Origin of the sequence: Brasilonema sennae CENA114 (genome assembly GCF_006968745.1) — a bacterium.
Classification (GTDB): Bacteria; Cyanobacteriota; Cyanobacteriia; order Cyanobacteriales; family Nostocaceae; genus Brasilonema; species Brasilonema sennae.
The window spans coordinates 7,562,139-7,577,132 of record NZ_CP030118.1 but is presented as its reverse complement, the minus strand read 5'-3'; the positions used below and the strand labels follow the sequence as shown (position 1 = coordinate 7,577,132).

Here is a 14,994-nt window from a genome sequence, read left to right as displayed (position 1 = left end):
TTAGACGCATAATAGCTTGATATTTTATTCTTTTGCAAAATTTTTTGCAAAAGGCTAGTAGAAATAAGATATTTTCGGTAGATTTTTGATAGAGCAAATTTTTTAGGTAATCTACTACACATTTATCGTGTTTTGTCATTATTGGGCATAAGTTGGAAGTTTAGCTTGGGTATAGCTTCTAGCCTAATTTATGAAGATAACATTGAGTTATCTTATTAAAAACCTTGAAATGACAAAGAAAATTAAAGAAGTAACGAGTTTTTTATCTTGTTACGAAACTAATTCACGAGAACCAAAAATTTACGCTAGAACAAAGAATAGTAACCTTAGTGCAGCAAGCTCAGGATTCTCGGCTGCATGGCAATAAATACTTGCCATTCTTATCAGGTGTGGATAGCTTACCGATAGATCTAACGCGCCATGTTATGTGTTCCTTAACTTCCCTCTTGCTGTCAGGCTGGTGCATCTAACAAGAATGTGACGAAAAATACAAGGAAAAACAGATGGCGATTCGAGTACATGGCTTCATGAGCAGCGGAAAACGTTACATCCAAGTAGAAAACCAACCTCACCACATCACTGGGATTTTCAAAACGCTCATGCACTTTTCAGAAAATATGCATCACTGCACGCTAAAAGATGCGGAAAATGCCTATTTTAAATATGAGGAAGATGGAACAATTACTTTCTATCAACGTGAAAACTCTGAAATGTGTGATTCAGTAGGAATTTGGACATATCTTGTCTATGAATGTCCAGAGGCTGAAGAAAAAGTTTTCCCTGACTTATCTATTGATACAAGTGCAAATTCTTTGAAGCAATTGTTTGCTGGTTACAAAATTGTTCAAGTAACTGTAGACATAAAGGATTATCTCAAGTATCAATATATTCAAGATGAATATCTAGATGTTCAACTACCCTGTGATTGGAATACATCAGTTGGTAGAAAAATTGCCAACCTTCTTTTAGAAGAATTTGAGGCCTTTAAATCATCTACTATTTTTACAGAACGTGCTGGTCAAGAATACGGAAAAACTGTTTTAGACGGTTTTATCAAAGCTGCACAAGAAGTTTTGGAAAACGGTGGAACTCTTAGAGACTTTGAATCTGCTCAATACGATGTGCTAAAGAAAATTAGAATTGATGACATGGCAAATTTAATTCTTGAGTATAACGATTATCGGATCTGGCAAGCGGCATTACCGAGTAAATCGAAAGCAGTTGAATATGCTTTTAGTACAGCATTAAGACTGATATGCCGTATTAAGTAAGTTAGTGGACAAAAGTGTTTCATGTTCGTTGCGAGCGTTCTTTGTAGCGTGCCGTTTGGTGCTAGCCGTGGCGTCAGTCATAGTCAGACTGAAGCAATCGCAGGGGTTTGCTATTGCTTTAGTCTGCTGGAAGAACCGTATGGACAAAGGGTAGCCTCACAGAACTAACAAAGCAGATACGGGTTTCCCCTTAGGATCTGCGCTTTGCGATCGCCGTACGTTCCGTATGCTCGTAGCATGGTACACAAACGCAATTACCTTGATTACGATTATTTATGTCCACTGACTTAGTCTTGATTTAAAGCACTTACAAGTAATAGAATACCCAGCCGTCGTGGTTCACCAATCCTCAAAGAACTGCTCAAAAATCATCGGTTTTACTAAGATACATATCAAACGGCTGGGCATTTTCTTTTTTGGAGTTCCCTAAGGACTAGAGAAAATTAGTCATAGTTACTAGTGATTTTAAGATTCCCGACAACTTTGGCGAAGTCGGGAATCTTGTGATTCACGGTCATGGGTAGCATGCCCGTAGGGCTTATGATTTAATGATTAAAACATTTCAAAGAAGGCATCATCTAACTCATAACCTAGGAGTTGTGCCATCGACTGGAGGCGAGATTTACTAGGAATACCCTGCTGTTGTAACCAATCGTTTAAAGCAAACAGCTTGTGCATTAAAAAGATTTCTAAAGCTTCAGGATTATACTGAATTCCTTCTTTGGTACTGAACTGGTGCGGGACAAGCATTGCTGCATAACGGGCAAATTCGCCAGTTTTCCAATCAAGTAAAAATGGTAACCAAGGATAGCGAGTATCTAAACGGATAAACCAGAGCCGCACCTCTGGAATTTCTGAAAGTTCCCGTGGATCGCCTGGTTCCAGAGTATAGTCGATATCAAAATGCAGTTGCTGCTCGTAGGATGCGATCGCGCCTTGCGCGGCTCCCTGCTGGAGCATCGCGCCTTGCGCGGCTCCCTGCTGGAGCATCGCGCCTTGCGCGGCTCCCTGCTGGAGCATCGCCCCCTCTTGCAGCAATTTTTCAATCTCTGTGACTACGGGGGACAGATCCAAGGAGTTAATGCAGTCGGTGTTGAGTGGGATAGTGATTGTCATTGAAAGAGCAGCTAGGGGGTTATGCTCAAGAGTATGATCGAGAATCCACAGTAGCAGCTTTCGACTATTCACGCTACATATACTGTCAGATTCTCAACTAAAACGCCAATCACTGCAAAAATTCTCGCTTCATATCCTCAAGTGACAGTTTTTGCCTGCTTTAAACTCTTGCCTTGCCTTCTAAATTATTGCCAAAAACTCTGGATTCATGTTTAGGGATAATGACTGTTATGGGAATCTATAGTGAATTGCATCTGCAAAAAATACAGCCCTCGCTAACCCTCCACTTGGTAAAGGACACAACAGAAGACAATTGACTGAAGAACTATTACAACAAGACAAAAATAAAAAGATGTGATTTTACTTATTTGGTGATGGTAGCTTTATTTGCTGCGCCCGACGTACTAGCGTTAAAGTAGACGTTTGCAGCCATTTTAAGCTAAAGTTGTAATGAGTTCATTTTATATTGAAAGGGTGAAAAACCATTACTCAACCAGCACAAAAACTCTTCACCCCCCTAGTGATGTCCGCACTCATCAACAGCAAAAACACTGCTAAAGCGGAGCTAACAGGGTGCAAAATGTTGGATATATAAAATAACAAATAAACACTTCCCAGGGAAAATTAACCCATCAGTTAATAAACTTTAAGATATGCAAAAGCAAACGATATCAACAAAACCTATTCGTTCATTGGAAGATGCTCTTGAGCAGTGTCAGGTACTGGGTATGCGCGTTAGCCGTCAGCGTCGCTTTATCCTAGAACTACTTTGGGAAGCAAGAGAGCATCTTTCTGCCAGAGAAATTTATGATCGCCTGAATCACGAAGGTAAAGAGATTGGGCATACCTCTGTTTATCAAAATTTAGAAGCGTTATCCAGCCAAGGCATTATTGAATGTATTGAACGCTGTGATGGACGTTTATACGGCAATATTAGTGATTCTCACAGTCATGTTAACTGTTTGGATACAAATCAAATATTGGATGTTCATGTAGAACTACCAGAAGAATTTATCCGTCAAATTGAAGAACAAACAGGAGTGCGGATTACTGAGTATAGTATTAACTTTTATGGTTACCGTAATTCGCAAGAGAGCAAATGAGGGTTGATAGTGAGTTGCGCCCAAGTGCAACCACTACCAGTTACCAATTACCAGATTCACTTTAGTTATCGTCATCGCCTACAACCGTTTCGCTATCTGCATTTTCAATGACTCCAGAAGGGAGTGGATTGTAAAATAGTTCCAACCAAAGAAACTACGCTCATTTGTCTAGCTTATTTACGACTAAAGTAAAAAAAGCTTGCGTTTTTAAGCAGATTATGAGCGATCGCCCTTTAAGATTATTGTTAATAGACCAAGACCCCATCTTCCGATTAGGGCTAAAAGTAGCTTTGGAAGAATTCTCCAACTCACAGGTGGTATCGGAGGCAGACACAGACACTGCTGCATTGCAGATTTTAGCCAAACTTGCACAAGAAAATCCAAACCAAGTCAATTTAGCCGTTTTGGAATTGGGGAATAGTCGCTTTGTTTCTAGCCAGCAACTGGGTTTACAACTCTGTCGCCATTTAAAAACCCAGTACCCCAATCTGCCATTATTACTTTTAAGTTCTGTTCAAGAACAAGGACTACTTCTAGCAGCAAAAGCTGCTGGGGTTGATGGTTACTGTCCTAAAGGAACTCCTATTTCTGAATTAGTCACCATTATGCACGATGTGGTGGCAGGTGGTTCATCCTGGAATTGGGAGATGGGAAAACAGAACATGAGGATTTACAGAAGCGAGGATGCAGGATATGCTCTTGAAAACCTCACGTCTTCTGAACTTCCTTTTGCTCTGTTACGGAAGCGTGTACGGTTATCAGGGATTGGGTACATCAACGTCACTTTGACACAAGTGACAGCACAATTACAAGTTCCCGGATTAGCATTATTAGATCGGGCAGTGTTAGCTGGGCAAAGACGAGAATTGCTAGCAGCGCGTTGGCTGCTGAATCGATTATTAGCTTCATCACTGGAAAGGCGACAGGAGGTACAGTCGCATTCACGTAATGTTTCTGCAAGCAATAATTTCGCATCTGCACAGTTGCAGTCTGCGATAAATTCTCTGCCAAGTACTTCTGTTTCCAAATCTGACTCACCAGCTTCTGTGCTGAGTCCTAGATCATTACAAGCGGCATTATTTGCATCCTGTCTTACCAAACTTCAGCTTCCTTTACAAAATGTGACAGCTACTCCTTTAGAAATTGATATTTTACGTGAAGACAAAAAACGTGATTTACTTTATCTTATTTTACAAAAAATTGCTGACGCACTAGATGAAATGCGTGCTTCTGTGGTAGAGATAAGCCAATTATATGAATTAAAAAGTACTGTGTTGCTGGATGTATGGCAATCAGCAACTACGAGTTTTTTTGGCAAATTTTCTCGGGTGCGAGTAGACAATAATAATTTAGAAATAGTTACTTTTCTTCTGCAAGATGCGGCTGTAGTGCGTTCAGAAATTCTCAATCAAATTCCTCTGGTTGAGGAGTTATTTTCCTATCTCCTATTTCAAAGAAATTTGCAAATTGATAATACTTCCTATCCTGCAGGTAGCTTTGAAGCAAAGGAGTATGCAGAAATGATTCTGGAGAATCTCTTGATTCAGGTAGGCAATGGTGTTATGCAACCGTTGCTCAACTCTTTAGCAGATGTAGAAGAAGTGAAGCAAAATTTTTATGATCGTCAATTAATTTCCATACGAGAAATTGAACGATTTAGAAATAATTTGTCGTGGAGATATCGGCTCAGGAATTATGTGAATGAGCCGAAAGCAATTTTTGAAAGCCGCTATGAGCTATTTGTCTTTGCACCTCGCGGTATTGCCACAACTTCCATTTATGCACCGCGCGGACAAGAGTTAACGCAACTTTCTGGTATTCCGCTAGTTGTCACGTTAGCAATAGAATTTCGTGATGCGATCGCTCCTCGTATACAATCTATTTTATCCTTGTTTGGAAGCGGTGTTGTCTTTGTTCTCACGCAAGTTATTGGGCGTGGTATCGGTTTGATTGGTCGTGGTATTCTTCAAGGAATTGGCAGTGTTTCTTTAAGGGAAAAAAAGAATAAAAAGTTATGATTTGGCAATACTTGAGAAAGACACACAACACAGAACTTTAAGGCAGAATGAAGCACTGGACAATTCCGCCTTAGAGTTCTTAGTACTGAGTTTTACCCAGTTTTTCACTTTTCACAAATGCCTAATCAACGGAAGTTGATACTAACTGCGTAGCTTGATTCTTAGACACTTGTGCATCCAACTTGGGTGTTGGTATATGCTTCATTTCCCAAACTTTTAGCAGAATTAGGTATTCGTAGAAAGCTTGCAATGTACACCAAGTAAACCCAGCGCGTCCGTCTAAGCAGCCACCTAAGATAAAATACATATACAAAAAACGTATGATTGGTCTAGCTGGTAAGCGCAAGGACAAATTTTTTAAGGCGTGGCGTCGTTCGACTTCTGACTTGCCAAAAAATAGATCTTGCCAGCTAACTGTTCCGTTCTCTAACTGATAAACAGTTTCTCTGGCTTCATCTGTGGAGTAACGGTTGTGTTTATCAATCCAGCGGCTGAACCCCTTGCCAGAAGTATAATGAGGGTATGTTTCTTTCAAAAAGCCTGTTGGACCGTCACAAACTTCTCGTTCTGTATGACCATAATCTGTAAACCAGACTTTACCGTGGCGGAAAAGGCGCAGTTGGTAACGAGGATATTGGGTACTGCGGCGAATCCAAGAATTCATGAACATGACGCGTTCAGCGGCATAGTAGCCGATGTAATCTGGATTACGACTCGCTTTTTGGCATTCCGCGAACAGTTCTGGCGTCATGCGTTCGTCAGCTTCTAGAATATAAACCCATTCATGCTTGGGAGATATATTTTCTAGCATCCAAGTACGTTGACGACCGTGGCTTTCAAAAGCGTGCTGAACTACACGAACTGGATAGCGGTTGGCTATTTCGACGGTGCGATCGCTACTGCATGAGTCTACAACAATAATGTCATCTGATAGCATCGCCGATTCAATACAAGCGGCGATGTCTATTTCTTCGTTATAAGTCAATATGTAAATTGAAAACATTCGCAATCTTAATTGATATGACTTGTCTTGTGCGGAATTTTACTTTGTTCTGGTAAATATATGCAAGTCAACTAAGATCATCTTCATCAGGAATTAATAAAAGTGGCAGTATGAGCTTATGAGAATGTAAGTAAGTCGTACTGCCTTCAAAATAATGGACTAGCGTGCAGGCATTTTGCGTTTACCACCTAGAGCATTCATACCTTTTAATCCTGACCAGCCGATAATAATGTAAGCAATAGACAACAGCAAACTGCCTATAACAATTCTCAAACCGGGCTTCCAATTGTCTTCAGCTTGTTTTATCAGTTCATCCCGACGAGCGCGAATTTGCCCTAATCTTTGAGTTGCAAGTTGCTGTGGATCACTTTGTTGGGCTATGAATTTGTCAAGTTCTTGAGGATTGGCTTTGAACTTCTTGAGCAAATCTTTTGTAGCTGGGGGAATATTGGGGTTATTCAGTGCTTGCTGATAACGCTGATTATCTTGAAGAAGTTCAGTATATTGTGCTTTGACTTGGGCTTTCTGCTTCTCTACAGATGCTTTGACTTGATCGTTACCCAATTGAGCTTTGACTTGGTTAAGCTGAGTTTCCAATTGCTTTTCTGCTATTTGTGCATCCTTGGTGATTTGCTCTACTGCTTGAGTTCTTTGATAAATGATATTCCCAGCATGGACAGGAGCAATAATCAAAAAGAGTAATCCCAAGATACTTGATATTACAAGAGCTGGCATTCTCAAGTCTATAGACTGGGGTTGAGTACCATCATCAAAACTGTCAATCCAATAGCCAGTAAACAGCATACCCAATCCTACCAATGGCACGACTCCTCGATCAACCAAACTTCCTGCCCATCTGAGTTGCAACAGCTTATCGGTTGGGCTGAAGTCAAGGCTTATAATCAAAAAATCAATCAAAAAGGACAATATTAAAATTATCCCAATCACTTTGAGTGTGCGGGCTGCGATCACAGCACCGAAACGGTTATTCATAGTTTTTTGTCCGTAGTTCTAACAAGTGAAGATTCTATATAAAGGTACTGGAATATTGTTCCTATCAGGCTACCTATTGTTTATGATTCCGAGATTCTTTTTTGGGTGATATATTTTCTACTCTTTGATGTCAGTCACACCACGGTAGCATCTCGATTATAGGTTGTCTTCAGAAAATTTTTGTGTAAAAAAACACCGCCAAGCTGTGATACTGTTGATACCTGTAGTAAATATTCCATTAGCAGGCTTAGGATACATTTTTATGGTGTGATGGGTGGAGTGTAGGGCAAAAAATCACTACAGACTCTCGTCACAACAAATCAGTTTAGTGCTTAAGTTTGAGAATCTCTTCCCAAATTGGCAAATCCTCTGGGCGATCAATATCAGCCAAGTGAGGTAAGTCAGCGACTGATAAATTCAACGTCTGAGCAATACTTATAGTCTGATGGAAGACTTGAGAGGTTCCCCAGTCTATATTGATAAATAATTCTGGCACAGGATGCTGCAAACCAATTAAATAATACCCACCATCAACTGCTGGACCAAGGACAAGCTCGGATTGTTGGAGTCGTGCAAAAGCTTCTGCTAAAATCTGGTTATTGACACCAGGGCAGTCGGTACCGATAGTTATGACTTTTTCTGCACCTGATTGAAAGGCATTCAAGAAAGATTGTGCCATCCGCAAACCCAAATCTCCCTCACCTTGAGGTTGGTAAATTAAGTCATATCCTAGCCACTCTTGCATAAGTTGCAAATCACCACCTACGAACCGCACTTCAAAAGATATGGCGGAAGTCTTTTGCAACTGTTTAACCTGAGATAGTGTGTGTTCTGTCATTTGACGCTGAAGATTTGCTGCACCTTCAGTTCCCAAAGCAGGTATCAGTCGAGTTTTTGTCTTGCCTGGTTCTGGATAGCGAGTGAAAATGATGAGATGCTGTTTTGTGGTTTTTGGTAGATTTAGCACGAGATGTCTTCTTGAAATCAATTAAAAATATATAGCAATTCTAAATGAGTTGTTAACTTATTAGTTAAGGGAGGGAACGCTTAACAGGGAACACAACGACCACGCTCAGTGCATCGCAGGGAACAGATTTTTCACAAATGATTTAAAACTGCTATATTAATAGCAATACTTACCATCTTTGTCGGGTTTATCGTTTTCTTTTGCCGTTCTCATTGCACCTAAGATTGTAGAAATATAGACGCAACGCTTAGCTTTCCCACCAGACTTACTAGATAAAGTTATTCGTCTGAACGGCGGAATAAAATGACCTCTCTCATCAAATTGAATTTGTTTCACACCATTGGACTTATCTGAAGTTGTTTCCGCGTCTAGACGTACATTGGAATCTAAGTTATTCCAGATAGTGTTAGCTGGGTTTTTTGGAGGATAAACTGCCCATTGCACAATATCGTTTTGTTCGCGAAAACTAACTTGCCAAGTTAATTTGTTTTTGATAGCTTGGCTTTGAGCTTGGCGTATAGCAAGATAAACTTCGTTTTGGGCAGTGTTGAGGCGCTGAGTATCGACAAAAGCTAGCCAACTTGGAACTGATATGGCAGCTAAGATACTAATTATGACAACACTTACTAAAAGTTCTAGTAGCGTGAAGCCATTGCTAGAACAATTCTGCTTATTTTTGAACTTATTTAGCAGATAAGAATCCATTGCCTTGGACTCGTATACTTGCCTGAGGAAAATATGTTTTATTATTCTCATTAAAATCTATATTATTGTTTTGAAGACGAGCGAGGGCATTACCACGTAAATAAATTTCTGCTACGGTATTTTCTGAGTCTACGCAAACGTAAAAGCCACGTGTTCTAACATTTTTAGTGGCAACAGCATCTCCACTCCCAGAAAATTGTGGCAACTGTTGACCTATAGTGCAACTTGGAGGTGCTGGATTGGTAGTATCATTTATCGTAGTTTGCTCAATGTAATCAACTAAAGCTACAATATCTTGTGTGTAAGCTTCGTCTTTCTTTTTTGTCCATTGATTCATCTTACTTTTCAGATTGCCTGAAGCTTGGATATTAAACATCTGAAAGCCTTTATCTCGCTGAAGTTTTTCATTCTTTTTTTCAGTAGAATCATAGCCATCTCTTATTTGAAATCTACCAATTCGAGCAGCTTTAGACCATGTAGAGTCATTATCTTTAATCAAATAATAGGCAACTAAAGAGTAGAAAAATATATCTTTTTCCATTTTAGAAGATTCTTTTGAGATGATTTGCCGTTTCCAGAATACAAGAACGGGAAAAAATTTATTTTTATCATTATCCTTGTTCTTTGGTAGTTGCTGCCTAATTTTATTAATGCCATCAGCATCATATATATAGACTGACTGCTGCAAGTCTCGCGCAATATAATCAAGTGCTGCTTTGATTTCTTGCTCGGTATCTGCCTTTGCTTGCTCTTGTCGTTCAGTTGTCATAATGTTAATCATGAATCCTAGCAAAGGTGTGATCACAAGGGTAGCGATGACGATGCCTACTAGCAACTCAATCAAGGTAAAGCCATCACATTTGTTTGTCACACGAAAAAGTTTTAGCCGCTTAATGAAAAGCCATAAGAAATTCATAATATTGATTGACTCGGAATAGTTACCGAGATTTAGCAATGAGACTTAGGATTAGGATTGTTAGCAGGAGGTTTCAGGCGCTGACAGAAATCACTAAATGTTGTTACTTTACTTGATATTTCTGTTGTCATTTCTACTAAAGGTGCTTGGATGGATATTAAACCTGTCCCTTTAGTGAAAGTTTCTGCTTGTTTAATTCCTGGGTCTTTCGATGCCTTCAATGTGATGCTAGGCTTATTGAAAGCGTCTCTTCTGTACACTCGCAACCCCAATCTATAGCCATCTTCGGGTTTATCGGAAGTTGGATTATACCCAAATCCCTGAACAATCATGTCTTTGAAGTTATCACTTGTACAACCTCCCGTATCTCCATCTACGCAATATAACTGAGATGATGGAGTTGCAGGAGAGATTTCGCATAAGCCAGTTCCAGTTGTAGGACAAGTCAGGGTTCCGGAAGGTGCATCTGGCGAAGGTGGATCGGTAGTGTATGCTGTGCTTTTTGTTACGATGGGTGGTGGTGGAATTGTGCTAGATCTAATCCCATCAATATAAGTTTGAGCAGCGTTAGTTGCTAACTCAATACGTCTTGCTTGTAACCGTGTTGCGACAGAGAAGATAATGACAGGTGCGATCGCCACTAGTAAAATGCCAACAACAACGACTGCTATTAATGACTCAATGATGGTAAAACCTGACTGACTAGATGAAGATGCTTGTTGCTGTTTTTGGTGAATCATAACATTAACAGTTATCAGTTACCAGTTATCAGTTATCAGTTATCAGAGATTCTAGTTTTCTTGAGGATTGAGAAAAGGATTTTTGCTATCTCTTCAGCATTTTAATGGATACTGTTAAATGCTTTGTCATCAATATACCCTGTGTCTTTTAAAAGGGACAACCAATACTTACTTTCAAGACATTCTTTGTAAGCAATAGAATTTTTTGCAGAAAATTCTGCTGGTGATATAGCTCCGCTTCCGCAATATTGGCTCCAATTGATGTTCCACTTCTAATTAATTGTTTTGATAAAATAAATTCTTTTTTGTCTTGAGTCAAATATTTATAAGCATTTACAATCCTGATAGCAAACTTATACGCTTTCTCATATACCAAACTGTTCATAGCTTATTGATAACTGTTTACTGTTCACCCTTCGGGTTCGCCCTTCGGGTTCGCAGTCGCCTACGGAGGGAGACCCTCCTGCAGCGCTGTCTCACCAGATGCCTACGGAGGGAAACCCTCCTGCAGCACTGGACTCACTGTTCACTGATTTAAGAACATGTACCGCGTTGATCTTGGCTAATGGTGTAGTTACCATTAGGATCTTGAGCACACAACAAAGTTTTTATCCAAGCATCATCTCGTCCGACTTCTCTGTAAAACTCATTCGGCTTGTTTGTTACGGGTGTTGTAAAGTGTAGAGAGAATAAGTCAGGTGGCTGATTCAGCAAGGCTGTATCATAACTCCAGAAACGATTGGGTGGAGTAAAAAAGGGTGTACGACTTAGATTTTGATTGGAAGGATTGCTTCCATTAATAACTGTTTGCCAAGGAGCAGTGGCATAATTACTGTGTTTAAATTGGATAAAAGAACCAGCTACTGTGTGGCTTACGCCTTTCCAGTTTTCTAAGTAACGTACAAAGTTTTCCAAACCACCATTGCTTTCTGTTGGGCGTCCCGGCGTGTTACCTTGAGCGAATATGAGATTTGTTTCTGTGTTTGTGGCGGTTTGCATCTTGTAGTCCTCCTTTCTCTCTTCGCGAAAACCGAAGCGGAAATTATCAGATAAAACTGTAATTGCATCAGCAACAACTACTGCTGAACGCCAAGTCTCACCAGTGTTGCAACCAGGAAACTGACTTGGGCGACAGCCGAAGTTAGAATTAAGTGATTGACGCGCGTAGAATTTATTACTCCAGTCTTTTTCTCCTTTTAAGGAGTTGTCTGTGAACTCTTCTTGGGTGTGAACATTGAAATTCCCTTTGATGTAAACTGGCAGGTTAGAGACTAAAATGAGTCCTTTTTCTTCTGCCTTGTAGGTAGCGTTACGGCTTAAGTTACTCCCATTAATCAGCATAATGGCATTTGGTCGGCGAGTTGAATCTAATTTGAAGTCAGTAGCACTAACATCTAAATTGTTGGGTTCACTATCGTCGGGGAGTGCATCATCACGAGTGGTGTAAATAATTCCACTGTTTGGAAATAAAAATTCTCCACCATTTTTCGATGTTCTGCGTAAAAAATCCAAATCCAAAATAGTGGCGCGAATTTCTAACGGTTCACGCGGTTCAACTGTTTTAATCTCTCTTGCATCAATAAAAGCAGTTTCCATAATAGCGCCATGAGGAATCACAGCATCTGTGGGATTACCAATAGTACGATCAAGAATTTTCAAGGCGCATATAGCAGAATCAACTGCTGATTGTTCTGCAAGCGTAAGAGGCTTACTAGCTGAAATGTTGTTCAAAGCATCCTGTAGTGGTTTATTCACCCAGCGTCCGTTTCGGTATTTTAGCTTTGCTTGGTAATTCAGCACATTCTCGTAACCTGTGGTTGAGAGAGATGAAGCTGAGTAGACAACACCGTTGTTCGAGTCACCTGGATTATTACTAACATTCGGTAGCCCAGTTAAGTCTCTATTTGTATTTCTTAAGCTAACGTCTGGTAAATCTTTCTGGTTTCTGGCTGTTGTGCTATTTGTAGGATTGTAATAGCTGCTGACACAAGCAATAGGTTTTTGATAGTCGGTTGGAATCTTTGGATTGTAGGAATCATCTTGGTAGTGATAAACTGCTGTAGCTCGCATTCGTAGATAAGGTGTCTTCTCATCGGGCATAGTATCTGGTGGATCTGCTATGGTATCTGGTTTTGGATCTGCGATCGCACTAGCAAATTGAGCACTACCGCCACCAGAAGTGTAACGACTAGGTAAGTAAATTCCTGCACCTGTGACAACTCGCAAACCCCCGACGACATCCAGAGAACTTTGGGGTTTTTGTGCTGCTGACTTTTCCCAAAATTCATCTCGATTTGTAGCTCCCAAATCCTCTAACTGGTATGCTTGAGAGAAGCGCTTGCGAGTTACAGCGCTATTCTTTCCCTTGCTATCAACATCCCATTCTTTACCAGTAATAGTCTGTCCTTCGTCTGGTGAACTGAGAAATTTGCCTTTGGTTGTGTCATACCAGAATTGAGGTAAATTATTGCCAACTAAAATGCGATCGCCTATTTTTTGCTCTTTATCTGCTTTTGCTTGTTCTACTGGTTCTGTTGCAGGTAAATAAAGTTTACTACCGTTATCTTTAATTCCTATCTCGGCATAATTCGTAGCCGTTTTTCCATCAGCCGGATTGAAGGGAAACACCCATTCATCCACTGGTCTTAAAGAGTTTCTATTTCCTTGAAGAGGACTATTTATTTCATAGTCGTAAAATCGATATTTTAGTGGATTACTACCTTGTGGTATTTCGGCGTATGGAACACGACGTGTCCTTTTTTTAAAGTAAAAATTTAATCTTTTATCACGAACTTTAACAGCATCTAAAGTGTAGTCCTCTACTAAATCTCGTTTTATTTCCTGTTGCACTTCATCAGGAAGTTCTGCGTTATTTGGATATGCACTATTTGTTGCTTGCACTAACCGGTCAATTCGTTTTGCATAAGCCTCATCATTATAAGCTGCCGTGTTTCCGTAAACAGATGTAGGTACAGTTTTATTTGTGTTGTTTATAACCTGACTTTCAATTGTGCTGTTAGGTACATAAGATTGGTCAAACAAATCTACTTGCACATCACCATGACTGGAATTGTCTGTTACTCTACTATCTATTACATTTCCAGCGACAATAATTTTGCTATTTACCTCTTTGAAATAGCATGATTTCGGACTACTAACTAGATATAACTTGATAGGCTGAGCCAGTCTTGTTGTTAGCAAATTACCATTTGTGAAGACACGTCCATTTAGACTGATACCTTCTTGCGAAGCAATTTCTAAATCATCTTCATAGACAACCGCATTGTTAGTGAGGGGTATTCTTTCTTGCTCTCGGTCTTGCTGATATTCTAGAGCGACAAAGCCTTTATTACCTCTAAATATTTCATATTTATTAGTATTTAATATTGTTAAATCTGTGATAGGCACAGTCGTACTATAAACAAAAATACTTTTTTTTAGCTTTTCACCGAGTTTATACCAACCATTGGCACTTACTAAGTTCGCGCTAGTGGTAGCTAAATTTTGACATTCGTTACCAACAGTACCTGTGTCCATCGGTTGTGTTCTTGCTTTTAATAAATTTCCGGGTTGATTACTAGTTGGAGTCCGAAAGTAAATACCATAGAGAGTGTAACTATCAAACTTACCGTTATTGTCCGTATCTACAGGATATTTCCAAACAGTTTGTAGAGTATCGTCGCCTTGAACAAGTTTTAACTGTGTCTCATCACCAAAAGTAAATTCGTTAAGGTTATTATTGATAAGTTGTTCAAGTGAAAAATCTGAAGGAATTGAGGACTCTAACCTCGAATCTCCAAATAACTGTTCTATTTTTGCTTTTGCTCTTTCAATAGCAGGGTTAGCTGCATTCAGGACAGCCTCATTCACTCGGACATTACTAGCATTTTTTGCCCTTTCAAAAGACCGAAATAAAATAGCAGTTGTCATCAACACAACCACCAATGCTACCATTGCGACAGTTGGTAACACAAAACCAGCATTTACACTTGAGGGTTGTTTTTTCTTATTGACTAGTATTGCCCGTAATAGCCGAAGAATTTGTTTTTTAATTGTAGATACAAATATTTTACTAATTTGTCTATAAAACCTCTTGATTTTCTTTAATCTCCAACGATAGTGAAACATAAGTAGTTGACTGCTAAAATTTCTCATAAAAAAA

The 14,994-nt window shown here is 39.6% G+C and carries 11 protein-coding genes and 1 pseudogene; 3 read left to right on the top strand and 9 right to left on the bottom strand.

Translation table 11 applies throughout. The features are described from left to right. Window positions 1–503: 503 nt before the first annotated feature. Window positions 504–1,271 (top strand): hypothetical protein, encoded by a 768-nt coding sequence (locus tag DP114_RS31515; protein ID WP_169268336.1) that lies wholly within the window; start codon window positions 504–506, stop codon window positions 1,269–1,271. 552 nt (window positions 1,272–1,823) lie between these two features. Here the strand turns inward: DP114_RS31515 and DP114_RS31510 are convergent. Continuing rightward, window positions 1,824–2,387: a CRR6 family NdhI maturation factor gene (locus DP114_RS31510; protein ID WP_171978361.1), complete on the bottom strand. Its 564-nt coding sequence runs from the start codon at window positions 2,385–2,387 to the stop codon at window positions 1,824–1,826. Between the two features lie 653 nt (window positions 2,388–3,040). On the opposite strand from DP114_RS31510, the gene DP114_RS31505 reads away from it, so the two are divergent. Beyond that, entirely contained in the window at window positions 3,041–3,490 is a 450-nt protein-coding gene (locus DP114_RS31505) for a Fur family transcriptional regulator (RefSeq protein WP_169268337.1), read from the top strand. A 218-nt stretch (window positions 3,491–3,708) separates the two neighbouring features. Next, window positions 3,709–5,508: a DUF3685 domain-containing protein gene (locus DP114_RS31500; protein ID WP_171978360.1), complete on the top strand. Its 1,800-nt coding sequence runs from the start codon at window positions 3,709–3,711 to the stop codon at window positions 5,506–5,508. Window positions 5,509–5,629: 121 nt separating this feature from the next. Here the strand turns inward: DP114_RS31500 and DP114_RS31495 are convergent, their stop codons facing one another. The 8 genes and pseudogenes from DP114_RS31495 to hpsA all read right to left on the bottom strand — a co-directional run bounded on the left by DP114_RS31495 (window position 5,630) and on the right by hpsA (window position 14,960). After that, the gene (locus DP114_RS31495) at window positions 5,630–6,511 is read right to left on the bottom strand and encodes a glycosyltransferase family 2 protein (protein WP_171978000.1); all 882 of its coding nucleotides are present in this window, start codon (window positions 6,509–6,511) and stop codon (window positions 5,630–5,632) included. 159 nt (window positions 6,512–6,670) lie between these two features. Next, on the bottom strand, window positions 6,671–7,504 hold the full coding sequence (hpsJ-B, locus tag DP114_RS31490) for a hormogonium polysaccharide biosynthesis protein HpsJ (RefSeq protein ID WP_171977999.1): 834 nt from the start codon (window positions 7,502–7,504) through the stop codon (window positions 6,671–6,673). A gap of 325 nt (window positions 7,505–7,829) precedes the next feature. Beyond that, the gene (locus tag DP114_RS31485; RefSeq protein ID WP_171977998.1) at window positions 7,830–8,471 is read right to left on the bottom strand and encodes a TIGR04282 family arsenosugar biosynthesis glycosyltransferase; all 642 of its coding nucleotides are present in this window, start codon (window positions 8,469–8,471) and stop codon (window positions 7,830–7,832) included. Between the two features lie 156 nt (window positions 8,472–8,627). After that, window positions 8,628–9,176 carry a GspH/FimT family pseudopilin gene (locus DP114_RS31480; RefSeq protein ID WP_169268342.1) on the bottom strand — a complete coding sequence of 183 codons (549 nt, stop codon included), beginning with the start codon at window positions 9,174–9,176 and terminating at the stop codon, window positions 8,628–8,630. Continuing rightward, window positions 9,154–10,092 carry a hormogonium polysaccharide secretion pseudopilin HpsC gene (hpsC, locus tag DP114_RS31475; RefSeq protein ID WP_169268343.1) on the bottom strand — a complete coding sequence of 313 codons (939 nt, stop codon included), beginning with the start codon at window positions 10,090–10,092 and terminating at the stop codon, window positions 9,154–9,156. The genes DP114_RS31480 and hpsC overlap by 23 nt, the downstream gene beginning before the upstream one ends. A 32-nt stretch (window positions 10,093–10,124) precedes the next feature. Further along, complete coding sequence (hpsB, locus tag DP114_RS31470) at window positions 10,125–10,832, bottom strand: hormogonium polysaccharide secretion pseudopilin HpsB (RefSeq protein WP_171977997.1); 708 nt, start codon at window positions 10,830–10,832, stop codon at window positions 10,125–10,127. Window positions 10,833–10,933: 101 nt separating this feature from the next. Next, window positions 10,934–11,217: pseudogene (locus tag DP114_RS31465) on the bottom strand (four helix bundle protein). Window positions 11,218–11,366: 149 nt separating this feature from the next. Continuing rightward, on the bottom strand, window positions 11,367–14,960 hold the full coding sequence (hpsA, locus tag DP114_RS31460; RefSeq protein WP_216669950.1) for a hormogonium polysaccharide biosynthesis protein HpsA: 3,594 nt from the start codon (window positions 14,958–14,960) through the stop codon (window positions 11,367–11,369). Window positions 14,961–14,994 lie beyond the last annotated feature (34 nt).

Bases quoted from the DNA above. Each gene is read 5' to 3' on its own strand.
- DP114_RS31515 (WP_169268336.1), top strand. From the start codon at position 504: ATGGCGATTCGAGTACATGGCTTCATGAGCAGCGGAAAACGTTACATC.
- DP114_RS31510 (WP_171978361.1), bottom strand. From the start codon at position 2,387: ATGACAATCACTATCCCACTCAACACCGACTGCATTAACTCCTTGGAT.
- DP114_RS31505 (WP_169268337.1), top strand. From the start codon at position 3,041: ATGCAAAAGCAAACGATATCAACAAAACCTATTCGTTCATTGGAAGAT.
- DP114_RS31500 (WP_171978360.1), top strand. From the start codon at position 3,709: ATGAGCGATCGCCCTTTAAGATTATTGTTAATAGACCAAGACCCCATC.
- DP114_RS31495 (WP_171978000.1), bottom strand. From the start codon at position 6,511: ATGTTTTCAATTTACATATTGACTTATAACGAAGAAATAGACATCGCC.
- hpsJ-B (WP_171977999.1), bottom strand. From the start codon at position 7,504: ATGAATAACCGTTTCGGTGCTGTGATCGCAGCCCGCACACTCAAAGTG.
- DP114_RS31480 (WP_169268342.1), bottom strand. From the start codon at position 9,176: ATGGATTCTTATCTGCTAAATAAGTTCAAAAATAAGCAGAATTGTTCT.
- hpsC (WP_169268343.1), bottom strand. From the start codon at position 10,092: ATGAATTTCTTATGGCTTTTCATTAAGCGGCTAAAACTTTTTCGTGTG.
- hpsB (WP_171977997.1), bottom strand. From the start codon at position 10,832: ATGATTCACCAAAAACAGCAACAAGCATCTTCATCTAGTCAGTCAGGT.
- hpsA (WP_216669950.1), bottom strand. From the start codon at position 14,960: ATGTTTCACTATCGTTGGAGATTAAAGAAAATCAAGAGGTTTTATAGA.